We start from the raw sequence: 22790 nt of genomic DNA, 5'->3' as shown, positions 1-22790 counted from the left end.
CAAGAGCGCCTATTCTTTCGGCAAAACGGCAATATACTACTGTCTTGAGAACGCTTCGCGCTCGTCATCGTGAGACCCCATAGGTTGTGACAACGACGGAAACTAGCTTCTGCGCGCTATATTTCCGAAGATGTGCCGAGAAGATGCTTCGGTTAGTGGCTGATCATCCAAGGCCTCGCGGCCGGAAAGCTTTTCGCCGTGCCAGACGAACCACTTTTCGTGCCAGACGATGTTGTATTCTTGCAGCAACTACAGCCGGCGCCATGACGACTGGAGCGTCGCGGCTCATGGCGGCTGCGCTCGTTCGTGGCGTGGGCCGCCTTCAGGCCTGCATCCATGCCCGCAATCCGGGGGGCGGTGAGGAAGGCGCGGCGGCACGTGCCGCCGCAATCCGGGCAGTCGTGCGGGTCCGCGTACTGCGCCATCGGGCGCAGCACCGTGAACGGCCCGCAGGTTTCGCAGGAGTAATCGTAGACGGGCATGATCACAGATCCGGCGAGAGGGGCATCTGGATCGAGCCGTCGAGGTACTTCGTCGGACCGGCAGCGCTCGGATTGATGTCGAAGTCGAAGATGCCCGTCGGAATCCAGAGGGTCGCGCAGGCGTTCGGGATGTCGACGACGCCGGAGATGTGCCCCTGGACCGGGGCGGTGCCGAGGATCGAGTAGGCCTGCGCGCCCGAATAGCCGAACTTCTTCAGGTACTCGATCGCGTTGAGGCAGGCCTGGCGATAGGCGACGGTGACGTCGAGGTAATGCTGCTTGCCGTACTCGTCGACGGAAACGCCCTCGAAGATCAGGTGATCGTCGTATTTCGGCGTGATCGGCGACGGCTTGAAGATCGGGTTCTTGATTCCGTACTTCGCCATACCGTCCTTGATGATCTCGACCTTGAGGTGCACCCAACCGGCCATCTCGATGGCGCCGCAGAAGGTGATCTCGCCGTCGCCCTGGCTGAAATGCAGGTCGCCCATGGAGAGGCCGCCGCCCGGCACGTAGACCGGGAAATAGATCTTCGAGCCGCGCGACAGATCCTTGATGTCGCAATTGCCGCCGTGCTCGCGCCCCGGCACCGTGCGGGCGCCCGTCGCCGCGGCGGCATCCTTCGCATCGCCCTTGAGGCGGCCCATATGCGCGGTCGGACCGAAGGGCAGGGTGGCGAGCGCTGGCACCCGCGTCGGGTTGGTGTCGTAGAGGGCCTTCTCGCGGGTGTTCCAGGTCTCGAGCATCTTGGGATCGGGCAGGCAGCCGATCAGGCCGGGATGGATCAGGCCGGGGAACCGCACGCCGGGCACGTGGCGCGACTTGGTGAACATGCCCTCGAAATCCCAGATCGACTTCTGGGCCAGCGGGAAGTGCTCGTCGAGGAAGCCGCCGCCGTTCTTCTTCGAGAAGAAGCCGTTGAAGCCCCACTGGCTCTCGGCCTTGGCGCCGATGTCGAGCAGGTCGACCACGAGGAGGTCGCCGGGCTCGGCTCCCTCGACGCCGATCGGACCGGACAGGAAGTGCACGATCGACAGGTCGATGTCGCGCACGTCGTCGGCGGAATCGTTGTTCTTGATGAAGCCGCCGGTCCAGTCATAGGTCTCGACGATGAAGTCGGAGCCCGGCTTCACGTAGGCGACCATCGGGATGTCGGGGTGCCAGCGATTGTGCACCATGTCGTTGTCGTAGGCCGACTGGCTGAGATCGACTTTGATCAGCGTCTCGGGCATCGTTCTCGCTCCCTTTCCTGGACGAAGGCGTGTTTTTCCGTTCACGCGAGCGGTGTTTTCCACTCGCGCGTGAGGTGTGGTCGGAGGTGGCTCGGGACCGAGCCGGCTAGCTGGCGAGCAGCTCCTTGAGCGCGGCGTCGACGAAGGCGATGTCGGGGCTGGTTCCGCGCGGGTCGCCCGCGAAGTGGCCCCAGTCGCTCACGCAGACGCGCAACTCGGCGTTCGGCATGTGGGCGACTTCGATTTCGCTGTCTTCCGGCGGGAAGTAGAGATCAGTCGAGCCCGGCATTACGATCGCCTTGGCCTTGATGCCGGCCAGCGCCCTCTCGAAATCTCCGCCATATTGCGGATCGCCCGAGATGTCGGCGTGCTGCCAGGTCCAAAGCAGCGAGAGCAGATCGTTCGCGTCCTTGGGCAGGAAGAAGCCTTCCCAGAAGTAGACGAGGAAGTCTTCAAGCGAGGAGTAATTCCAGGGCACGTCCGCCGGCCTTCCGCCGAAGGGCCGCTCCGGTTGCTTCATGTCGAGCTGCTTGCGGTAGAAGGTCTGCGAGAAGCCCCAGCCGGCATAGACCCGCGCCATCGCTCGCAGACCTTTTCTCGGCGGCTCGTCGTAGAAACCGTCCTTGAACGCGGCATCCGCCGTCAGCGCCGCCTTCACGCCCTCGAGGAAGACGAAGTTGTGCCGCGAGCAGCGCGCCGCACCCATGAAGGGCAGGATGCGCTCCACCATGTCGGGATAGGACGCGCCCCACTGGAAGGACTGGGCCGAGCCCATCGACCATCCGGTGACGAGCTTGATCCGCTCGATCCCGAACTTTTCGGTGACCAGCCGGTGCTGCAGGCGAACCTGATCGTAGACAGTGACCCGCGGGAAGCGGCCGCGATCATAGGGCTCCGGCGTGTTGCTCGGCGACGACGAGACGCCGTTGCCGAGCATGTTCGGGATGATGATGAAGTATTTGCTCGGGTCGAGGGCCATGCCCTCGCCGATCAGCCATTCGTTGTCCTTGTGGTTGGCCGAATACCAGGTCGGGTAGACGATGACGTTGTCCTTGGCGGCGTTGAGCGTGCCGTAGGTCTTGTAGGCGAGCCGGGCGTCGCGGAGCGTCAGCCCCGATTGAAGGACGATGTTGCCGAGTTCGAAGATCTCGTAGTCGGACATGGGCTCTCCGTCAGACGGACAGGAAGCGGGCGACCCGCGCCTCGTCGATGTCGGCGCGCAGGGATTCGTGGACGATCTCGCCGTTCTCCATGACGAGAAACCGGTCGGCGACGTCGAGCGCGAAGCTCAGGACCTGCTCGGAGAACACGATCGACAGGCCGCGATCGTCGCGGATCTTGCGCAAGGTCCGACCCATCTCGCGGATGATCGACGGCTGGATTCCCTCCGTCGGCTCGTCAAGGAGCAGGACCTTCGGCTTGCTCGCGAGCGCCCGGGCGATGGCGAGCTGCTGCTGCTGGCCGCCGGAGAGGTTGCCGCCGCGACGGCCCTTCATCTCCAGCAGAACCGGAAACATGTCGTAGAGATCCTGCGGAACCTTGCGGGTACCGGTAACCGTCAATCCGGTTTCGATGTTCTCCTGCACCGTCATCGTCGAGAAGATCATCCGGCCCTGCGGCACATATGCGAGGCCTTGGGCGACGCGGGCATGGCTCTTGAGGCCGGTGAGCTCGGTCCCGTTCACACGGATCGAGCCGGATTTCGCCGGCACGATCCCCATCATGGTCTTCATGAGCGTGGTCTTGCCCATGCCGTTCCGGCCCATCACCGCGACGATCTCGCCGGGTGCGACGGTGAAGTTCAGCCCATGCAGAACCTCGCTCTGGCCGTAGGCGGCGTGGAGATCCTCGATGGCGAGGATCGGCGCTTCGCCGGGCATCACGGGGGGAGGGAGTGTGGTCGGCGCCGTCTGCAACATGGCGTTCAATGTCCCAGATAGACTTCGATGACCTTGGGGTCGTTCTTGACCCGCTCCATCGAGCCCTCCGACAGCACCTTGCCCTGGTGCAGCACGGTCACCCGATGGGCGATGTCCTCGACGAACTTCATGTCGTGCTCGATCACCAGAACCGAGCGCCCGACGATGATCTGGTTGAGGAGTTCGGCGGTCTTGATCCGCTCGCCCACGCTCATTCCGGCCACCGGCTCGTCGAGCATCAACAGCTCGGGGTCCTGGATCAGGAGCATCCCGATCTCGAGCCACTGCTTCTGGCCGTGGCTGAGGAACTCGGCCCGCTCCAGGAGCTGGTCCTTGAGGAAGATCGTTTCGGCGATCTCGTGGATGCGGTCGCGAACCTGCGCGTCGCGCTTGAAGGTCAACGCGCCGAAGACCGAGCGCCCGCGCGGGAACGAGATCTCCAGGTTCTCGAACACGGTCAGGTCGTCGTAGATCGAGGGCGTCTGGAACTTGCGGCCGACGCCGGCCTGGACGATCGCGCTCTCGGTGAGCTTGGTAAGCTCCTGCCCCTTGTATTTGATCGATCCGGCGCTGGCGCGGGTGCGCCCGCAGATCAGGTCGAGCACCGTGGTCTTGCCGGCCCCGTTCGGGCCGATGATGACGCGGATCTCGTTCGGATCGACGTAGAAGGAGACGTCGTTGACCGCCTTGAAGCCGTCGAAGGAGACGGTGAGCGCATCGACCGCGAGCAGATACTCGGGAGCGTCAGGATTGGCGCCGATGATGCTGGAGGGGAGAAGCGCGGCGTTCATGGATCTCTCACTCGGCCGGAGCGCTTTGGGGGATAATTGCCGGAGCCGGCGCACGGAGCGCCTTCACGCGGCGGGTGAGGCGTGGCTCGAGATGCTCGCGCCAGATCCCTGCGAGCCCGTTCGGGAAGGCGAGCACGACCAGGATGAACAGTGCGCCGAGCCCGAACAGCCAGAGGTCGGGGAAACTCTCCGAGAAGCTGGTCTTGGCCCAGTTGACGAGCAGCGTGCCCCAGATCGCGCCGAACAGTGACATGCGCCCACCGACGGCCGCGTAGATCACCATGTCGATCGAGGGCACGATGCCGACGAAGGACGGCGACATGAACCCGACCTGCAGGGTGAACATCGCTCCGCCGATCGCGGCGAAGGCTGCGGCGAGGCAGAAGGCGAAGACCTTGAACCCGGCCACCGAGTACCCGGAGAAGCGGACCCGATCCTCCTTGTCGCGCATGGCCACCAGGATGCGTCCGAGCTTCGACTTCTTCACGAACTGGGCGATCAGGATGCAGCCGATCAGCAGGCCGCCATTGACGAAGTAGAGAATGTTGTGGGCGCTGTCGGTGCGGATGTCCCAGCCGTGCAGCGTGCGAAGATCGGTGATGCCGTTGATGCCGCCGGTATAGCCCTGCTGGCCGACGATCAGGATCGTCAGGATCGCGGCGATGGCCTGGGTGATGATGGCGAAATAGGTGCCGCCGACCCGACGCTTGAACATCGCGAACGAGATCACGAAGGCGAACAGCACGGGCACGGCGATGACGAGGATCAACGTCAGCGGCAGGCTCTGGAACGGCTTCCAGAACCACGGCAACGACGTGATCTGGTTCCAGTCCATGAAGTCGGGAATGCCCGGCGTCGACTGGATCTTGGTGTTCTCGATGCTCGAGGCTTCGAGCTTGAGATACATCGCCATGCAGTAACCGCCGAGGCCGAAGAAGCAGCCCTGGCCGAGCGACAGGATGCCGGCATAGCCCCAGCAGATCACGAGGCCGAGCGCGACGAAGGCGTAGGTGAGATACTTGCCCACCAGGTTCAACCTGAAGGCGTCGAGGGTCGCCGGCAGAACGACCAGGATCACGACGACGAGGAGCGCGAGGCTGAGCCACTCGATCGGCTTCATGAACGGGTTGTCGTTCACGGTCACGGATTTCGTCAGGCTCTGGATAGGGTTCGTCATGATCAAGACCTCAGCGCCGAACCTTGAGGGTGAAGAGGCCCTGCGGCCGCAGCATCAGGATGCCGACCACCGCGAGCAGGGTGAGCACCTTGGCCATCGAGCCGGAGAGGAAGAACTCCAGCGTCGACTGGGTCTGGGAGATCGAGAAGGCCGAAGCGATGGTGCCGAGAAGGCTGGCCGCGCCACCGAACACCACGATCAGGAAGGTATCGACGATGTAGAGCTGACCCGAGGTCGGCCCCGTCGAGCCGATCATCGTGAAGGCGGAGCCCGCGACACCGGCGATGCCGCAGCCGAGGCCGAACGTGTAGCGATCGACCTTCTCGCTATCGATGCCGACCGCGCCCGCCATGGGCCGGTTCGCCATCACTGCACGAACCTGTTGACCGAAGCGCGATCGAAAGATCAGCACGGCCACGCCGACGGTGATCAGCACCGTCACGGCCATGACGAACAAGCCGTTGATCGGGATCTCGATGGAATCGGTGACCTGAACTGAACCGATCAGCCAGGACGGCAGCTCGACGCCGACCTCGCGCGCACCGAAGATCGACCGGTAGGCCTGCTGCAGCATCAGCGACAGGCCCCAGGTCGCGAGCAGCGTGTCCAGCGGGCGCTTGTAGAGGTGGCGGATCAGCGCCCATTCCACCAGCATTCCCAACGCGCCCGATGCCATGAAGGCGAGGATCATCGCGAGGAAGAAGTAGATGGGGAACAACGCCGGCAGGTGGTTCTGAAAGAATGTCGAGCACAGATAGGTGACGTAGGCGCCCAGGATCATGAACTCGCCATGGGCCATGTTGATGACGCCCATCTGCCCGAAGATGATCGCCAGCCCGAGCGCCATCAGCACGTAGACCGAGAACAAGATCAGACCCGCGAAGCCCTGCATCACGAAGATCGAGCTGAGGTCGCCGAGCGAATATTCACCGAACATGACGGGGGCTCCGGCGGAAACTGCGGGCAACGCAGCAAGATGGGGGCCAAACGGGTCATCGCCCCTCCCCGCGAGGGGGGAGGGGCGGCAGGGCGGCTACTGGTAGCCCTTCGGGAAGGGGTTGGGCTCGATCAGCTCGGGGCTCTCGTAGACCAGCTCGAACTGCCCGTCGGGCTTGGCTCGCGCCACGCGGGTCTTCGACCAGAGGTGGTGGTTCTCGTGGATCTTCACGTAGCCTTCCGGCGCCGTCTTGAGCTCGATGCCGGGGGAGGCCGCGACGACCTTGTCCACGTCGAACGAGCCGGCCTTCTCGACCGCCATCTTCCACAGGAACGGGCCGAGATAAGCCGCCTGCGTCACGTCACCGATGACGGTCTTCTCGCCCCACATCTTCTTGAAGGCGGGCACGAAGGCTTCGTTGTTCGGGTTCTTGAGGGACTGGAAGTACTTCATGCAGGAATAGGCGCCGGCGATGTTTTCGCCGCCGATGCCGTCGATCTCGTCCTCGGTGACCGAGATCGTCAGGAGCACCTGCTTGTTCAGGTCGATGCCGGCTGCCTTGAGCTGCTTGTAGAAGGCGACGTTCGAGCCGCCGACGACGTCGACCCAGATCACGTCGGGCTTCTTGAGCTTGATCTTGTTGATGACCGAGTTGAACTGGGTGTGACCGAGGGGGAAGTACTCCTCGCCCGACACCGTACCCTTGAGCACGTTCTCGACGTGCTTGCGGGCGATCTTGTTCGAGGTGCGCGGCCAGATGTAGTCCGACCCGACCATGAAGAAGCTCTTGGCGCCCTTCTCCTTGTGGACCCAGTCGAGGGAGGCGAGGATCTGCTGCGTGGCCTCCTGGCCGGTATAGATGACGTTCTTGGACTGCTCGAGACCCTCGTAGAACGTCGGATAGTACAGCAGGCCGTTATATTGCTCGAAGACCGGCAGCGCGGCCTTGCGCGAGGCCGAGGTCCAGCAGCCCATCACGGCCGCGCAGTGATCGTTGACGAGGAGCTTCTTGGCCTTCTCGGCGAAGGTCGGCCAGTCGGAGGCGCCGTCCTCCTGGATCACCTTGATCTTGCGGCCGAGCACGCCGCCGGCGGCGTTGATCTGCTCGATCGCCAGCTTCTCCGACTGGATCGAACCCGTCTCCGAGATCGCCATCGTGCCGGTCGCCGAGTGCAGGATGCCGACCGTGACCTCGGTATCGGTCACCGCGAGGCCCGTCGTGTTGACGGCGGAGGTCGGGGGAGTCGCCGCGAAGGCCATCCGCGGCATGACGGCCAGTGCGGGAAGCCCCGCGAGGCCCATGAGAAGCCTGCGCCGCAGGGCCGATTCCAGGCCCTTCTCCGTTTCGTCCGCCATCGTGCCTGAACCCCTGTCTTCGGATCGGCTTGGCTCTGCCAGTCGGCGGCCGTGCTCGAGTGAACCAAGGCTAGGCTCGATGTTGCGCCGCGGCATATACGCTGTTTTGCGTATGTCGAGCGCTGCGCTCTCCTCATACCGTGCGTCTCGCGACACGATTGGATACAAGGATTGTCAGGCGCGCGCCGGGCCGGCACGCTCGTTGCAAGCTCGTCCTGGCCCAGGCACGGCACATCCCGAATCCATGATCGCTCTCGGTCCATTCGACCCACGCCACCGATCCCGATGACGCACGCGGCTGCACGGGCACGCCGGGGGATGGGCGCGTGAACACCCGGCCGATCCTGCCGATCCGGCGCGCCTACAACCGGTTCGTCGCCGACGAGACGCTGGAAGATTACGCGCTGCGCTTCACCGCCAAGGCGGCGCGGCGCTGGTCGCCGTTTCGCATCGCGCAGACGGCGCTCGGCTCGATCTCGTTCCTGGCGCTGGAGGCGATCGGCGGCACGCTGGTTCTGTCCACCGGTTTCACGAACACCCTTGCCGCGGTGCTCGTCGTCGGGCTGATCATCTTCGTCACCGCTGCGCCGATCTCGATCTACGCGGCGCGCCACGGCGTGGACATCGATCTGCTCACGCGCGGGGCCGGCTTCGGCTATCTCGGCTCGACGATCACCTCGCTGATCTATGCGGGCTTCACGTTCCTGTTCTTCGCCATCGAGGCGGCGATCATGGCGCTCGCCCTGCAGCTCTGCTTCGGCCTGCCGCTCTGGCTCGGATACGTGGTGAGCGCGGGCGCGGTCATCCCGCTCGTCGTCTACGGGATCCGACTGATCAGCCGCTTCCAGCTCTGGACGCAGCCGATCTGGATCGGCCTCAACCTGCTGCCCCTCGTCTTCATCGCAATCTCCGGACCTCCGTCGCTCGACGCGCTGCTGACCTTTCCCGGATCGCACGGCGCGGGTGCGGGTTTCGATCCGGCGCTGTTCGGCCTGGCGACCGGCATCCTGCTGGCGCTTCTCGCCCAGGTCGGGGAGCAAGTGGACTTCCTGCGGTTCGTGCCGCCGCCGGCCGGACGAGGGGACTGGCGCTGGTGGACCGCCGTGCTCCTCGCCGGCGCGGGCTGGATCGTGCCCGGCATGCTCAAGATCCTGCTCGGGGCCTTTCTGACGGTCCTGGCGCTGAACCACGGCGTCCCGCCGGACCGTGCCGCCGAGCCGACCCAGATGTACGCCGTCGCCTTCGGCTACGTCTCCGCTTCGCCCGGTGTCGCGCTGGCCCTGACCGGCCTGTTCGTGGTGGTCTCGCAGCTGAAGATCAACGTGACCAACGCCTATGCGGGCTCGATCGCCTGGTCGAACTTCTTCTCGCGGCTCACCCACAGCCATCCGGGCCGCGTAGTCTGGCTGGTCTTCAACGTGGCGATCGCGCTCCTGCTGATGGAGCTCGGGATCGACAGGACCATCGAGAGCACCCTGCCGCTCTACGCCTGCGTGGTGTCGGCCTGGGTCGGCGCCCTCGCGGCCGATCTCGCCGTGAACAAGCCGCTCGGGCTCTCGCCGCCGGGAATCGAGTTCAAGCGGGCGCATCTCTACGCCATCAACCCCGTCGGTGCGGGCGCGATGGCGCTGTCGCTGCTGGCCGGCTGCCTGGCTCATGCGGGTATGCTCGGGACCATGGTCCAGCCGTTCGCGCCGATGCTGGCGCTGGCGGTGGCCTTCGGCGCGGCCCCGGCCATCGCCTGGGCCACCGGGGGCCGGCGCTATCTCGCCCGCCTGCCGGAGACCGGGTGGACCACTTCGGAGATCGTCTGCCGCGTCTGCGATCATCCGTTCGAGGCCGAGGACATGGCCCGCTGCCCGGCCTATTCGGGGCCGATCTGCTCGCTGTGCTGCTCGCTCGACGCCCGCTGCCGCGACATGTGCAAGCCGCACGGGCGGCTGGAGGCACAGGCCCGCGATGCGCTGGGCCGGGTCGCTCCGGCCGGTGCAGCCGCCTGGATCGGCGCGCCGCTCGGCCGCTACCTCGCGCTGATGCTGTGCCTCGTCACCGTGGTCGGGCTGATCCTCGGCATCGTCCATGCTGGCGCGGCCGCCGCCCATCCGGAGCATAGGGAGAGCCTGCGGGCCGCGCTGACGAGCGTGTTCTTCATCCTGATCGTGATCCTCGGCGTCGTCGCCTGGCTGTTCGTCCTGGCGCATGAGAGCCGCCGCGTCGCGCAGGAGGAGACAGCCCGCCAGACTGCCCTCTACGAAGGAGAAATCGCCGCCCACAGGATCACCGACGCCAAGCTGCAGCAGGCCAAGGAGACCGCAGAGGCCGCCAACCTCGCCAAGAGTCGCTACGTCGTCGGCATCAGCCACGAGCTCCGCACGCCCTTGAACGCCGTTCTCGGCTACGCCCAGCTCCTGGAGGTCGACCCGGAAATCCCAGCCCCGCGGCGGCGCGGGGTCCAGGTGATCCGGCGCAGCGCGCAGCACCTGTCGGGGCTGATCGACGGGCTTCTCGACATCTCGCGGATGGAAGCCGGCCGCCTGCAGGTCTATCGCAACGAGATCAGGCTCGCCGACTTTCTCGACCAGATCGTGGACATGGTGCGGCTTCAGGCCGAGGCTGCAGGGCTCGCTTTCCGGTTTACCCGGCCGGAGAGTCTTCCCGCCGTCGTCGCCACCGACGAGAAGCGGTTGCGGCAGATCCTGCTCAACCTCCTCTCAAATGCGATCAAGTTCACACCCTCCGGCGAAGTCGGACTCGACCTGAGGTACCGGAACCAGGTCATGGTCTTCGTGATCAGCGACACCGGGCTCGGCATCGATCCGAACGATCTGCAACGGATCTTCGAGCCTTTCGAACGCGGGTCGATCGCCGCCGCGCGCAACACGCCGGGCACCGGTCTCGGGCTCACGATCGCCCACCTGCTCGCGCAGGTGATGGGCGGCGAGATCACCGTGGAGAGCGAGGTCGGGAAGGGCACGCGCTTCCAGGTTCGCCTGATGTTGTCCTCGGTCGCGCGGCCGGCCGCGGGATCCGCCGCCATCGCCGCATCGCCGGTCTCGAAGGCGACCGCGCGCAACTATGCCGGGCGGCGGCGCAAGGTGATGATCGTCGACGACGACGAGGCCCACCGTGTCCTGATGCGCGACGTCATGGAGCCCCTGGGGATCGACGTCGCCGAGGCGTCGGACGGAGCGGCCTGCCTCGCCCTGTGCCGCTCGGAGCCGCCGGACCTGGTTCTCCTCGACATCTCCATGCCCGGGATGAGCGGTTGGGTGGTCGCCGAACGACTGCGCTCACTCGCGCCTTCGCTGCGCATCGCCATGATGTCCGCCAACGTCCACGAGATCAGCCCCGCGCGCGGCGCAGATGCTCCCCACGACGCCATCATCGCCAAGCCCTTCGATCTGCGCGACTTCATCGATCAGCTCACCCGGCTGCTCGATCTCGACTGGATGGAAGCGGCGCCGGCCGCGCCGTCGGAGGCACCGAGACCGCCCGTTGCGCTGCCGGACCGGCAGGCGGTCGAGGAGCTGATACGGCTCGGCCGCATCGGCCATGTCCGGGCCATCGAAGCCAAGCTCGCCGACATCACCCGCGAGGACGCGGACGCGGCCGCTTTCGCCGCGCGCCTGCAGAGCCTCGTCGCGGCCTACGACCTGCCGACCTACATGCGCGTTCTCGAGGAAGCCGCCGATGCCTGAGGCGACGCATCCCGTTCAGCGCGACACAGTCCTCGTCGTGGACGACTCGCCGGATACGCTGAGCTTCCTCACCGAAGCGATCGAGCGCTCGGGAGCCACCGTCCTCGTGGCGGTGTCGGGTCAGGCCGCGCTCACCCTCGTCGACGAGATTACCCCCGACGTCATCCTGCTCGACGCCGTGATGCCGAGCATGGACGGGTTCGAGACCTGCCGCCGGCTCAAGGCGAAGCCTGCGATCGCAAGCGTACCGATCATCTTCATGACGGGGCTCGCCGAGACCGAGCATATCGTCCAGGGGCTGGGGGCGGGCGGCGTCGACTATGTGACCAAGCCCATCGCGCCAGACGAGATCCTCGCGCGCATCCGGGTCCACCTCGCCGGCGCACGGGCGGCGCAGAGCCTGCGCGCTGCGCTCGATACAACCGGGCGCAGCCTGTTCGCAGTCGATCCGGCCGGGCGAATGCTCTGGTCCACACCGCAGGCGGCCCAGATGCTTAACGCGCTCGGATCGGACGGGGCAACCGAGAGTGGCTTGCCGACCTCTGGTCGCGCGTGGGTGCAGGATTGCCTCGAGACCGGCAAGACCGCGCCCTTCACTCTGACCAGCGCTTCCGGAGTGCGCTATTCGATCAGCTTCGTGGGAAGCAGCGGCAACGAGGTTCTGTTGCGCTTGTCGCGCGACGCTGCCGCAGCGGGCGTCGAGATCCTGCGCGAGCGCCTGCCGATCACCGCACGCGAGGCCGAGGTGCTGTTCTGGCTTTCGCGGGGAAAGTCGAGCCGCGATATCGGCGAGATTCTGACGCTGAGCCCGCGTACGATCACTAAACACCTCGAAGGTGTCTATGCCAAGCTCGGGGTCGAGAATCGAACGGCGGCCTCGATGATTGCCACGCGGCTCCTGCAAGATCTCGGCTGAAAGCGCTGGGCACAGCCGTCGATTCGAGGGTTCGGTGTCCGCATCGACGGGTAAGCCACATCAGGTGCCAGCCTGATCGGATGGCGTAACGGCAGCTCCCCATGGAGTTGCTCCGTTAGTTAGGGCAGCCATCTCAACCAAAGACACGCGGCGCCGATCGCAATCAGCCCAAGACCGATTGCCGCCCCTCTGGCTGCGCCGACGAGCACAATTCTCAGAGCAGCCGGCCGCTCATCATCCGTCCCGTTTTCGCGGAGCCATTGTTGAACGAGCGTCTCCCGCGGCTCCGCCTTCACCGTTGAGGCCCCGGCGACCACGGATCAGCCGCCAACGCGTCGCCGCCGCCCGTGGTGCGTCTCCTCGAGTTCGAAAAGGCCTCCCGCCAGTCCAACGTTTCGCGAGTGGCTCGGATGAGCAGCCGAACGCCAAGCGGCTCATGAGCGTCGGCCGCTTCACGGTCGATCTTCGTCAGTCGTTCAAGAACAAGATCATGCCGGCCGCACTGAGCGGTGCTTCGAACATCCTCAATCAATGCGATCAGCTTGTCCGAAATGGAGCAGTCGAGATCGTCATGCCTTGGCCGACCCATGGCAGCCTACGGATTCGAGGCGCCGAAACGCCCGGCTACGCCGCCCGCGGATAGTCCAAAGCAGGCCATGTCCATGTCGCCCCCTCGCGACATCAAAAGGGATAATCCCATTTACGGCAAATACTGGCAGAAACCGACGCCAAATCAAATATTCGAGAATCAGCATGCGCGAGCGGTGGCCCGGATGTCTCACCTCGAGGCCATCAATGTCCTCGCGGATTGCCCAACGCCAATTTAGCCCGCTCATGCGTTCCGGTAGCCCGTACGAAACTCGGGTCGTCTCGGTTCTGAAGCGCGGCTCAGCGTGCCGCCTGTGGCCAGGTTATTCCCGGAGGGGTTGTCACCTCCGCCTCAGACCTGGGCCACCACGTGGGAGCCGATCAGTTTCACAACGCGGGAACGGAAAGTCGGCAAAACGCACTTGCCAATCTCTTTGCCTCCGTGGTCAGCGCTCGACAAGCCTCGATAGATTGCCGTCTATTCAATCTCCAGCACGTTCGTGTCCTCCGACACGGCAACCACAAATTGTCGCAAATCACATTAATGTGAAAATTGGCATCGTCCATTGGAAAGATATTTTGGTTACAAGCAGTTGTTGTTCTGCGACATCGGCCGAAATTCATATAGATTTTGTTCAGAGTAGATCATTGAGATTTGTCTAAGCGACGCTTGGCATAGGGCGGTGTCAGCGTTCAGCCTTTGGAAAGCCGTAAGGGTCGTCAAACTTCGGAGGTTGCATGCCATCTCGCTTTCGCTTCGACCTGGAGAGCCGTCACGACCATATCAGCGATTTGGTTGGGGCAGAGGCGAGCGATATCCAACAAGCAACCGTACTCGCCATGGATGCCATTCGCGAGATTCAAGAAGAAGACGCACTGGACAGCACAATTTCCGAGTGGGAACTCGTGATCCGCGATGCCGCCGGGATCGAGTTGAGACGGTTGCCGCTCATGCAGCCGATGCTACAAACGGCATCCTAAGCAAGCATTGTTTCTATAGTTTTATATATTTTAGCGTTTTTATACTCATGCTGGCATTTGTAGCAACATTCAAATATCGTCTCTGTAAGAGAAAGCTCACCAAAACGCTCGCCACGCTGGAAAGATTTTCACGGCTGGGTTGTGGCACGCTTGACGATCACAATGGCCGGCTTTCCCTCCTCCAACATGGCGAACGGTCTGACGACAATGCTCGCGGCAATCGTCTTGCTGGAGCGCGGCTCTTTCTTCGCATAGACGGGCGAACGCCATCCCGCCCTGTCTTCCAACGCTCTATCGTCTTCCGCAGTGTACTGACGCTCTCTGACGCCGCATCCTTGGCAGATGGCTACGACCCATGACTGCCAAAGACCGTTGGTTCGTTCCATCGCGGAATCTGCTTTGGCTCTTCGAGCTGACGCCAGAGCTTGCGTATCAAGATCATTTTGACCGCTTGGCTTTGGCGCCGAATGCAATCGATCCAATGTCGCCTGCGGGTCGACGTCCTGTGCCGAGGCAGCAACCATCGACATCAGCAGCGTTGCCGTAATCGTGAGGATTGATTTCATAACGGAAGACCTCTTCTTTACCTCCTTTCAGAAATCAGATCACTTGGATTTTTGTTCGAAGAACCTTCAGGCTATTTGGTATTAATTATTCAGCCTCATCGCTGACCCACCAGCTAAGGAGCCACCGCTCGGCAGGATGTCTTCCGATGACGGAGTGGCCGTCGTCGCGGCTCAAAGACGATCGATCGGAATTGGGGCATCGTTGCAGTGAGCGTTCTGCCGCGCCACCTCATCTCGCAGGAGAACTGGCGAACTTTCTCAATGCAATCTGCCCAGCTCAGCCAGCCATTTGCCCCGAGGCTCATCTTGCTGGCGTTCGCCATCATGAGGCCTCCAGAACAACCCCGCCTCCTCAACCTCTGGCAGGAGCTTGCGTGGGTCGACGAGCGAAGGATGCGCCCAGCCGAGGCGAATGATCCAAACCGAAGGATAACTGTAAGGCTGCCGACACGTTGGAGGCAGGATCCAGGGCCGCCAGTTAGGATCTTCCAATTTTTCCATCAGGCGATTTTTAGACAATATGATTACCTAAGATTTTATCACTACCAAATGGGTTTTCATCACTGCTAGGCAAGGCAGAATCGTCTGTCCAATCAGAAAATATGGATTTGGATTCACCCGCAACAACGTCAGATATTTCCGTCAGTTTTCGGATAAAGTTAAGTTTTGCCGGCCGGCTGCTGAATGATTGCTGCTTCGGCTGTCCCTACCGAACGGAAGACTTTGAATGTGCTTTATCAAAACATCGTCAGATCGAATGCGGTGTTGAGCTGTGCGATATTTTGCATGATCAAATCAAAACTACACTAAATCATCTCGCATTCAATTGCGCTCTCCCGGCAGGCGTACTTTTGCGAGACAAGCAACCAAAGGCAGCATTTGACAATAATCTAGGATGAAGGCGAGAGATTTCATGACTTTATTTACTAAGTAATATTCGCCGATCTTATGACGATAATTTGTGGACAAATCGTGGCGCAGCGGCGATAATTATACAAAATCGCAACAAAACTAATATGTAAATTCATCTGGGTTTTTCGTTTGTTTCAAAAAGGATATTCGGCTTCCGACCCTGTGAGGTTGACATGCACAATCGCTTCGAGAACGCGCCTTGCAGATCGTCCAGCACTGAAACTGGACTCAGAGGTTCAATAGGGACGCGAACGGAAAGTTCGCTTTCTGTTCCTATCTACATCGTTGGGCAATCCGACATCCACAATGTTGGCTTGCGCCAAGTGTTGAACCAGCACGGCTTCCGTCATGTATCGCAGGCGGCCGTGTTGAAGGATGCGAAGTTGGCCTTGCCGAGCAAGCCCCAGCTCATCCTGATTACGGATCCGACGTTCGAGCCCGATTTGCCGGACACCGTATCCGCCCTCAGAGCTACCCATCACGCCGCGCGCATCGTCATTTTTGTCGATACGCATAATTGTGCGCACCTCGAGGCCGCGATGGAGCTTCAAGCGCACGCGTACCTGTGTAATCGAATAAAGTCTCAAGCCCTCGTCAGTGCCCTCGACGTCGTTCTCGGCGACAGCGGTGTCTTGTCGATGGATTTCGTATCCCGCTTCATCACTCGGCCGAGCGGGCCGCCGGCGGTCAAACCGGTCGATGATGGCAGCCACACGCGTGCTCCGTGTCAATCCTGGCCACTCTCCAACCGGGAAGTAGACATTCTGAAATGTTTGACGGACGGCGCTTCCAATAAGTTGATTGCGCGCCAGTTCGATATCGCTGAGTCGACGGTCAAGATTCACGTCAAAGGAATCTTGCGCAAGATCAACGTTCGCAATCGAACACAGGCAGCGATCTGGGCGCTGGCCAATTATCCCTCGGACAACGCTGCACTCTCCAGCGCAGAACATTATTGATCGATTTCAAATTTCGATCATATTGATGCGCGATCGCCGGACGACACGACAGCAACCACGCGTTGCTGTCGTGTTTAGTCGTCGCGCTATAGCCTTCGGCGTGTTTTAGAGTTGGGTCGCGCAGGGATCCGGAAAAGCGCTCAAGGCGCGGCTCGGCCGCGAGATGCGATTGCGGCTCACTTCATCCGGTTGCAGACTTGAGCGCGGGGCGTTGGAGGCGACTCAGCGCCGTCGCGGGGTGGCCACAGCGCCGGCACTCGAGAGTGCAACTCCGTTGATCGAACGCCTCACGACGAAGTCGAAATCCGCATCACGGCCGATTCTCGGAAACACGCTGCGTGGCTCGGTCCCCGAAAGATGCCGCGTTCGATTGAAGCGCCGGGCTTGCTGGTTCTCGTCGGATATCGACGATGTCCCCGGGTGCGAGGAGCGTGCTCTCGGTGGCCTCGAACGTGGCGGGAGCCTTGTCCTGAACTCGGGTGACAAAGACCTTCCGTTTGAGGGGGGCACCACTGAATGCTGCGAGGGTTCCACCGCTTTGCAGCTTCGCTTCGCGGATCTCACGGACGATGGGTAGTTGCGTCTCCGTCTCGACCAGGCGGGTGGTGACGTCCTGGAGCTCCGACATGACCTTTCGGTAGTAGGCGTCCTTGGTCTCCTGGAGCCGCAATACGAGGTCGCCGAGAGCCAGATCGAGGCGCGCGAGATCGGAATTCATCCGCGCGATCGCCCCCCGGTTGCGCGCCTCTTCCCGCTGAAACTCGATGCCTTGGTAGCGGCGAGCCAAGCCGCTCGCCATGAGCTTCTGATAGTCTTCGATATGCGATTGAATGAGCTGGAGCTGAGTCTCCTCGGACGCGCGCTGCGCACGCACTCCGGCGATTTCCGCCTCGAGCCGCGGTTTCTGCGCCTGCAGCGACAGAACCGCCTGAGACAAAGCCCCCTGTTGGGCGGTCAGGATATCGCGCTCCTCGGCGAGGATATGGCCGACGCTTCCTTCATCTGGCGGGTCGAATGGCGCTTCGAAGCTATTGCGGTTCTGTCGCTGCGCCTCGAGCCTTGCCCGCCGGATCAAGTACAAACGTCGATTGGCTTCGAGCACCCTTACGCGTTCGTCTGCGGCCAGAAATTCCGTTCGCAGGTTGATTTGTGCCTGCTCCGGGACACCGAAGCCCCCGGCCAATGCAATGCCGCTGAGCACTGAGGAGCCGTACCGGAAGGGATAACTTCCGGGCAGGCGGACATCGCCCAGCATATAGATCGGACGCATCTCCGTGATCCGGAGGCTGACGACGGGCCGCTGGAGGAAACCATCTCCGAGACGCTCGGAAATCTGCTTCTGCGCCTCGGGCAAGGTCATCGCCGAGACGGAGACTTCGCCGATGAGGGGGAGAAACAGACTGCCGCCGCCGCCTACCCCGAATTCTCCGGATAGGTCAGCTTGGCCGTACACGGACACCGCCACCCGGTCGCCGGGCGCCAGGCGGTAATTTGCATCCTGCGCGACGGCTGGGTCGACGAGCCCGACCATCACGAGCAGCGCGCCGAGATGACAGGCTCGTCGCTTCAGGCCGGATCGATCCATCAAATCGGTCATGCAGCTCACCGCTCCCGTCGAGACAACACATCTCTCACTTGAGACGACGGTATCCGAAGGTGCTCGGGCGAGCGCATTGGCTTTGGCACTAATGGAACCCGCTTTCGAACTAATCCCCATCGTCTAATTTTGGTGGCTCGAGCAATCGCCGGACTTCACGCGGGGAGGGATTCCGGCTGCCGAGCAGGTGCCGAGGGCTCATCGAAACAGCGGCAGGCAACGACGTTCGCCGTAGACCTCAATGAGCGAGTCCACCTGCCCAGGCCAGGCGGACAGGTACTCTGCCTACATTCTCACTGTCGTCCGGCATGATCATTTGATAGATTCATAGGCTGCCATCGAAACTTGTGCGTAAAACTTAATCAAGCTGCGCCTTGGGGGATTAAAACAGTCTTCGTGCAATTTATCAGCAGATAGTACTTTTGAGATTGGGAGATCCGCCCCAAGAGACAAGCGGGTCCGATCCGGACGACGTAAGTTGACTGTAGATCGGGCATTCGAACGGTGAGGCGGCGTCGATGACAATCGAGAAGCGCAAGGCGAGCGGTGCAACCGCACGGGGCCGCTCCGGCGGTCGTCGGCAAACGGGCTCCCTCGTCCCGACGGCCCTGATCGAGCCCAACGTCCTGTTTCGCGAGGGCTTGAATCACATCCTGGCGCAGACCCGGTTCAACGTCGTCATCAGAGCCGATACCGTCGCCGGACTTCCGTCCGCATCTCACGTCTACAAGGCGCCGAATCTGGTGCTGCTCTGCACGCAGAACAGCATCGAGACGGCCATCGCCGACATCACGAGCTTGAAGGCGACCTACGCCGATTGTCGGGTGGTCTGCAGCGAGCAGAGTTACAGGTTCGAGGACATCATCGACCTGCTAAAGGCCGGAGCCGATGGTATTCTCCTGCGCACCATCAGCGCCGACACGTTCATCAAGTCGCTGGAACTCGTGATGCTCGGTGAGCGCGTGATTCCGGCGGGCGCCTTCCACCTCGGCACCCTCGCCGGCAGACATTCGCCCGAAAAGCCGGAGATGGCGCGCTCGGAACCCGAGCAGGCCCCCAAGCTCCATTCGAGTCCCAGGGGCTATCAGCTCTCGGAACGTGAGCTGGCGATCCTCAAATGCCTGCTTCTCGGCGAGGCCAACAAGATCATCGCGCTCAAGCTCGATATCGCCGAGGCGACGGTCAAGGTCCACGTCAAAGCCATTCTCCGCAAGATTCACGTCCAGAACCGAACGCAGGCGGCGATCTGGGCCCTCAACCATTTGGCTGAGATCGACCTAGGCGAAACCGTCGACCAACAACCCGAGCATCATTCGAATGGGGCGGAAGGTCCGCGGCATTTGAAGCTCTCGAACGGTGCGGACGCACCGTTCTGGCTCTGACGAGTTCGTTTGGATCCGGCGGATTCTCAGTTCTCGCGCCAAGCCTTGGCGACTTGGTCGGTGAGCGGTTTGGTCAAGTAGGAGATGACCGTCCGCTTGCTGGTCCGAATGAACGTTTCGACCGGCATTCCGGGGATCAGGCTCACGCGTCCGAGCCGCTGGCGCTCGATATCCGGAATGGCGATGCGCGCGGTGTAGAACGACGATCCCGTCTTCCCGTCATGCGTCACGTCGGGTGAAACCCGATCGACGAATCCGCGGACTTCAGGCGTCGTCCGTTGATTGAAGGCCGAGAAGCGCAGGCCGGTCAGTTGCCCGACGTGAACGTGGTCGATGTCTTGCGGCTGAATCTTCACGTCGACCGCGAGGGAGTCCGCTTGCGGCACGATCAGCATGACCGGCTCGCTCGGGGTCACCAGGCCGCCGATCGTATGGACGGCCATCTGATGCACGGTGCCGTCCTGAGGCGCGCGCAGATCGATGTGCCGCAGCTGGTCCTCGGCCACGACGCGCTTCTCGACGGCTTCCGACATCTTTCCGCGGATCTCGGCGAGATCCTTGGCAACCTCGGAGCGCATATCCTGATCAATCTGCAGAATCTGCAGCTCCAACTCGCTGATCTTGCCCTTGGCTTGCGCCGTCGATGCCAATAGCTGGCCTCGTTCCCCTTCCAGCCGGGCGGCTTCCCGCTCCAACGCCGTCAGACGCGAGAGAGGCACGAGGTTTTTCTGGCGAAGCTCGCGTACGCCGACCAGCTCGTCCTGGATCAGCGCCATCTCGCGATCCTTCGCGCCGCTCTGATTGCCCAAGCCGAGGATCTCCTGGCGCAGCTGCGCGATCCTTTCCTTGAGCTGGGCCTTCTGTCCTTCGCGCGTGGCGAGGCGGATTTTGAAATACGCCGTCTCTCCCTCGACAAGATGAGCGACCGTAGGATCCGTCTTGGCTCTGGCCAGGAAATCCTGAGGGAAGGCGGGGTGGTCGGCGCCCCGCTGCTCCGCCTCACCCCGCACTCGCCGCGCCGTCAGTTCGTCGATGGACTTGACGATGATGTCGAGATTGGCGCGAATCTGGGTGTCGTCGAGCTTCACCAGGACCTGATCGGCTTTGACGCGGTCGCCCTCGCGCACCAGCAGGGCGCCAACGACGCCGCCGACGGGGTGCTGAACCTTCTTAACTTCGGACTGCACGACGATCTGGCCCGGCGCGATCACGGCGGCGGCGAGCGAGGTGAAGCAGGCCCAGCCGCCGATACCGAAGACAAGCACGCCACCCAGGATCATCGCGGCCCGGATCTGCCGGTTCAGCGACGCATGCGCGGAGGTCGGGCTGGCGGGCGGCGTGATCAAGGTCGTCGCCAAGGCGCGGGCCTGGACGACCCTCGGCCCGACGATGGCGAGCCATCGCCCGTTCGGCTTCCATGCGGGGAGGCGAACGGCCTTCATGCGCGCACCTGCCTGATCATCGGCGCACCGTGGATGTCTTTCGGCCCACCACCCGTTAGCGGTGGCCTCTTGCCCTCCGAGCGGTCCGAAGTCGGCACGGGGGCCGGACGCAGCAGACGGCGCAGAACCTCGTCCTTCGGACCGAAATCCGCGACTCGCCCATCGGAGAGGGCGAGAATCAGGTCGACGGTCGCGAGGACATTCGGGCGATGGGCGACGACGATGACGATGCCGCCGCGCTGGCGCACGCTCATCATCGCAGCCGACAGGGCGTTCTCGCCCGCGACATCCAGATTGGCGTTGGGCTCATCCAGCACAACGAGAAACGGATCGCGATAGAGCGCCCTTGCCAGCCCGACACGCTGGCGCTGGCCGGCGGAAAGCCGCGCGCCGCGCTCGCCAATCGTACCATCGTAGCCGTCCGGCATGTTCACGATCGCGTCGTGGAAGCCGGCGGCCTCGGCTGCCTTGATGATGGCTTCAGGGGAGGCGTCCGGGTCGAATCGCGCGATGTTCTCGGCGATGGTCCCGTCGAATAGCTCGACCTCCTGGGGCAGATAACCGATGTGCCTGCCGAGGATCGTGCTCGACCATTGGTCGAGGGTCGCTCCGTCGAGGCGCACATGCCCCCTGAGCGGGCTCCAGACGCCGACGATCGCGCGCGCCAGCGAGGATTTCCCCGAGGCGCTCGGGCCAATGATGCCGAGGGAATTGCCGGCTTCGAGCTCGATGCTGACGTCCTGCAGCACGACGCGCTGGACCGCCGGGGGTGCCAAGCTGAGCGATTGCACGCTCAGCGTACGCGTTGGGGGCCGCAGCGCGTTGCGCTCAGGCAGTGGAGGCAGCGTCGCGAAGAGGTGGTCCAGGCGATGCCAGCTCTGCCGTGCTCCGACGAAGCTGCGCCAGTTCGCGATGGCGAGTTCGACCGGTGCGAGAGCGCGAGAAACCAGGATCGAACTCGCGATGATGATGCCGGACGAGGCCTCGCCCCGGATGACGAGATAGGCTCCCAGCGCCAGGACGCCGGACTGCAGCGCGAGACGAGACACCTTCGACAAGGCCCCGAGGCCGCTGCCGACATCCGCCACGATCTGCTGCGTCTGAAGGTAGTCGCGGCTAGCCTTCGACCAGCGGCGCGCAAAAACGGCCTGCATGCCGAGTGCCGCCAGCACTTCGGCGTTGCGCCGCCCCGCCTCCGCCAGACCGTTCCGGCGCACGGCGAAGCCGGTCGCCTTCTGCGCGGGCTCACGGGTCATGCGATCCGTGATCAGCGTCAACGCGACGAGCGCCACGCCTCCGAAAAGCGCAGCGATGCCGATCAGCGGATGGAACAGAAAACAGATGAAGAGATAGAGCGGCATCCAAGGCAGGTCGAACAGCGCCCCCGGCGCCGGGCCACTCAGGAAGGTGCGGAGCGCATCGAGATCGCGCACCGGCAGCAAGCCGTCACCAGGCATGGTTCCGACGAGCGGTGCACGCACCACAGTGTCGAAGACGCGAGGGCTGAGTGCCTCGTCGAGCGTCGCGCCGACTCGAACGAGGGCGCGTGCCCTCAGGATCTCGAGGCCGCCCTGGAAGGCGTAGAGCGCCAAGGCGAGAATCGCCAATCCGATCAGGGTCGGGATGCTACGACTCGGGATGACCCGGTCGTAGACTTCGAGCATGAAGAACGAACCGGTGAGATAAAGCAGATTGACGAGGCCGCTCATCAGGGCAAGCCCGATGATTGCCCGACGGTAGCCGCCGAGCACGGAGGCCATTTCCGGATCGTGATGTTTGGGCAGCAAGGATGTTCAGGTCCTGGACGTCAGTCGAGCAGCGCGGTCGCCAAGCTCCCCCGATCCGACAAGATCGG

The 22790-nt window shown here is 63.0% G+C and carries 19 protein-coding genes; 7 read left to right on the top strand and 12 right to left on the bottom strand.

Features of this window, described 5'->3' with window-relative positions; genetic code table 11:
• Positions 1-152 precede the first annotated feature (152 nt).
• The 8 genes from GGR33_RS13295 to urtA form a co-directional block, all read right to left on the bottom strand.
• On the bottom strand, positions 153-482 hold the full coding sequence (locus tag GGR33_RS13295; RefSeq protein ID WP_183505871.1) for an FmdB family zinc ribbon protein: 330 nt from the start codon (positions 480-482) through the stop codon (positions 153-155).
• A gap of 2 nt (positions 483-484) precedes the next feature.
• The gene (fmdA, locus tag GGR33_RS13290; protein WP_183505869.1) at positions 485-1714 is read right to left on the bottom strand and encodes a formamidase; all 1230 of its coding nucleotides are present in this window, start codon (positions 1712-1714) and stop codon (positions 485-487) included.
• A gap of 106 nt (positions 1715-1820) precedes the next feature.
• Positions 1821-2876 (bottom strand): alpha/beta fold hydrolase, encoded by a 1056-nt coding sequence (locus tag GGR33_RS13285; RefSeq protein WP_183505867.1) that lies wholly within the window; start codon positions 2874-2876, stop codon positions 1821-1823.
• A gap of 10 nt (positions 2877-2886) precedes the next feature.
• On the bottom strand, positions 2887-3633 hold the full coding sequence (gene urtE / locus GGR33_RS13280; protein ID WP_183505865.1) for an urea ABC transporter ATP-binding subunit UrtE: 747 nt from the start codon (positions 3631-3633) through the stop codon (positions 2887-2889).
• A 5-nt stretch (positions 3634-3638) separates the two neighbouring features.
• Positions 3639-4424, bottom strand: a complete 786-nt coding sequence (urtD, locus tag GGR33_RS13275) for an urea ABC transporter ATP-binding protein UrtD (RefSeq protein ID WP_183505863.1) — start codon at positions 4422-4424, stop codon at positions 3639-3641.
• A 7-nt stretch (positions 4425-4431) separates the two neighbouring features.
• Positions 4432-5601, bottom strand: a complete 1170-nt coding sequence (gene urtC / locus GGR33_RS13270; RefSeq protein WP_183505861.1) for an urea ABC transporter permease subunit UrtC — start codon at positions 5599-5601, stop codon at positions 4432-4434.
• A 10-nt stretch (positions 5602-5611) separates the two neighbouring features.
• A complete protein-coding gene (gene urtB, locus GGR33_RS13265; RefSeq protein ID WP_183505859.1) occupies positions 5612-6538 on the bottom strand; it encodes an urea ABC transporter permease subunit UrtB in 927 nt (308 codons plus the stop codon).
• A gap of 96 nt (positions 6539-6634) precedes the next feature.
• On the bottom strand, positions 6635-7894 hold the full coding sequence (gene urtA, locus GGR33_RS13260; protein WP_183505857.1) for an urea ABC transporter substrate-binding protein: 1260 nt from the start codon (positions 7892-7894) through the stop codon (positions 6635-6637).
• Between the two features lie 326 nt (positions 7895-8220).
• Here urtA and GGR33_RS13255 point away from each other — a divergent pair, with 326 nt between their 5' ends.
• From GGR33_RS13255 to GGR33_RS13240, 4 genes are all read left to right on the top strand, one after another.
• Positions 8221-11592 carry a hybrid sensor histidine kinase/response regulator gene (locus tag GGR33_RS13255; protein ID WP_284211538.1) on the top strand — a complete coding sequence of 1124 codons (3372 nt, stop codon included), beginning with the start codon at positions 8221-8223 and terminating at the stop codon, positions 11590-11592.
• Positions 11585-12508, top strand: coding sequence for a response regulator transcription factor (locus GGR33_RS13250; protein ID WP_183505855.1), 924 nt, complete (start codon positions 11585-11587; stop codon positions 12506-12508). Before GGR33_RS13255 ends, GGR33_RS13250 begins: the two co-directional genes overlap by 8 nt.
• 436 nt (positions 12509-12944) lie before the next feature.
• The gene (locus GGR33_RS13245; RefSeq protein WP_183505853.1) at positions 12945-13151 is read left to right on the top strand and encodes a hypothetical protein; all 207 of its coding nucleotides are present in this window, start codon (positions 12945-12947) and stop codon (positions 13149-13151) included.
• A 683-nt stretch (positions 13152-13834) separates the two neighbouring features.
• Positions 13835-14077 carry a DUF6894 family protein gene (locus GGR33_RS13240; protein ID WP_183505851.1) on the top strand — a complete coding sequence of 81 codons (243 nt, stop codon included), beginning with the start codon at positions 13835-13837 and terminating at the stop codon, positions 14075-14077.
• A gap of 128 nt (positions 14078-14205) precedes the next feature.
• On the opposite strand, the gene GGR33_RS13235 is transcribed toward GGR33_RS13240, so the two are convergent.
• Positions 14206-14643, bottom strand: coding sequence for a hypothetical protein (locus GGR33_RS13235; protein ID WP_183505850.1), 438 nt, complete (start codon positions 14641-14643; stop codon positions 14206-14208).
• 1085 nt (positions 14644-15728) lie between these two features.
• Between GGR33_RS13235 and GGR33_RS13230 the strand changes: the two genes are divergently transcribed.
• Positions 15729-16514: a LuxR C-terminal-related transcriptional regulator gene (locus GGR33_RS13230; protein WP_183505848.1), complete on the top strand. Its 786-nt coding sequence runs from the start codon at positions 15729-15731 to the stop codon at positions 16512-16514.
• Positions 16515-16824: 310 nt separating this feature from the next.
• Here GGR33_RS13230 and GGR33_RS13225 read toward each other — a convergent pair whose 3' ends face one another.
• A complete protein-coding gene (locus tag GGR33_RS13225) occupies positions 16825-18111 on the bottom strand; it encodes a polysaccharide biosynthesis/export family protein (protein WP_183505846.1) in 1287 nt (428 codons plus the stop codon).
• Positions 18112-18629: 518 nt separating this feature from the next.
• Between GGR33_RS13225 and GGR33_RS13220 the strand changes: the two genes are divergently transcribed.
• Positions 18630-19493 (top strand): LuxR C-terminal-related transcriptional regulator, encoded by an 864-nt coding sequence (locus GGR33_RS13220; RefSeq protein ID WP_183505844.1) that lies wholly within the window; start codon positions 18630-18632, stop codon positions 19491-19493.
• Positions 19494-19519: 26 nt separating this feature from the next.
• Here GGR33_RS13220 and GGR33_RS13215 read toward each other — a convergent pair whose 3' ends face one another.
• Entirely contained in the window at positions 19520-20773 is a 1254-nt protein-coding gene (locus GGR33_RS13215; protein WP_343068514.1) for an HlyD family type I secretion periplasmic adaptor subunit, read from the bottom strand.
• Between GGR33_RS13215 and GGR33_RS26425 the strand changes: the two genes are divergently transcribed.
• Complete coding sequence (locus GGR33_RS26425) at positions 20721-20951, top strand: hypothetical protein (protein ID WP_343068516.1); 231 nt, start codon at positions 20721-20723, stop codon at positions 20949-20951. The two genes, GGR33_RS13215 and GGR33_RS26425, sit on opposite strands and share 53 nt — an antisense overlap.
• On the opposite strand, the gene GGR33_RS13210 is transcribed toward GGR33_RS26425, so the two are convergent.
• Positions 20932-22695 carry a type I secretion system permease/ATPase gene (locus GGR33_RS13210; RefSeq protein ID WP_183506065.1) on the bottom strand — a complete coding sequence of 588 codons (1764 nt, stop codon included), beginning with the start codon at positions 22693-22695 and terminating at the stop codon, positions 20932-20934. The genes GGR33_RS26425 and GGR33_RS13210 overlap by 20 nt on opposite strands.
• Positions 22696-22790 lie beyond the last annotated feature (95 nt).

Origin of the sequence: Methylobacterium brachythecii (genome assembly GCF_014196345.1) — a bacterium.
Taxonomy (GTDB): Bacteria; Pseudomonadota; Alphaproteobacteria; order Rhizobiales; family Beijerinckiaceae; genus Methylobacterium; species Methylobacterium brachythecii.
Note: the sequence above shows the minus strand (reverse complement) of the source record. Positions and strands in the feature narration are given on the sequence as shown.

Excerpts from the sequence above, each read along its gene's own strand:
- GGR33_RS13295 (WP_183505871.1), bottom strand. The coding sequence starts at position 482 with ATGCCCGTCTACGATTACTCCTGCGAAACCTGCGGGCCGTTCACGGTG.
- fmdA (WP_183505869.1), bottom strand. The coding sequence starts at position 1,714 with ATGCCCGAGACGCTGATCAAAGTCGATCTCAGCCAGTCGGCCTACGAC.
- GGR33_RS13285 (WP_183505867.1), bottom strand. The coding sequence starts at position 2,876 with ATGTCCGACTACGAGATCTTCGAACTCGGCAACATCGTCCTTCAATCG.
- urtE (WP_183505865.1), bottom strand. The coding sequence starts at position 3,633 with ATGTTGCAGACGGCGCCGACCACACTCCCTCCCCCCGTGATGCCCGGC.
- urtD (WP_183505863.1), bottom strand. The coding sequence starts at position 4,424 with ATGAACGCCGCGCTTCTCCCCTCCAGCATCATCGGCGCCAATCCTGAC.
- urtC (WP_183505861.1), bottom strand. The coding sequence starts at position 5,601 with ATGACGAACCCTATCCAGAGCCTGACGAAATCCGTGACCGTGAACGAC.
- urtB (WP_183505859.1), bottom strand. The coding sequence starts at position 6,538 with ATGTTCGGTGAATATTCGCTCGGCGACCTCAGCTCGATCTTCGTGATG.
- urtA (WP_183505857.1), bottom strand. The coding sequence starts at position 7,894 with ATGGCGGACGAAACGGAGAAGGGCCTGGAATCGGCCCTGCGGCGCAGG.
- GGR33_RS13250 (WP_183505855.1), top strand. The coding sequence starts at position 11,585 with ATGCCTGAGGCGACGCATCCCGTTCAGCGCGACACAGTCCTCGTCGTG.
- GGR33_RS13245 (WP_183505853.1), top strand. The coding sequence starts at position 12,945 with ATGAGCGTCGGCCGCTTCACGGTCGATCTTCGTCAGTCGTTCAAGAAC.
- GGR33_RS13240 (WP_183505851.1), top strand. The coding sequence starts at position 13,835 with ATGCCATCTCGCTTTCGCTTCGACCTGGAGAGCCGTCACGACCATATC.
- GGR33_RS13235 (WP_183505850.1), bottom strand. The coding sequence starts at position 14,643 with ATGAAATCAATCCTCACGATTACGGCAACGCTGCTGATGTCGATGGTT.
- GGR33_RS13230 (WP_183505848.1), top strand. The coding sequence starts at position 15,729 with ATGCACAATCGCTTCGAGAACGCGCCTTGCAGATCGTCCAGCACTGAA.
- GGR33_RS13225 (WP_183505846.1), bottom strand. The coding sequence starts at position 18,111 with ATGACCGATTTGATGGATCGATCCGGCCTGAAGCGACGAGCCTGTCAT.
- GGR33_RS13220 (WP_183505844.1), top strand. The coding sequence starts at position 18,630 with ATGACAATCGAGAAGCGCAAGGCGAGCGGTGCAACCGCACGGGGCCGC.
- GGR33_RS13215 (WP_343068514.1), bottom strand. The coding sequence starts at position 20,773 with ATGATCCTGGGTGGCGTGCTTGTCTTCGGTATCGGCGGCTGGGCCTGC.
- GGR33_RS13210 (WP_183506065.1), bottom strand. The coding sequence starts at position 22,695 with ATGGCCTCCGTGCTCGGCGGCTACCGTCGGGCAATCATCGGGCTTGCC.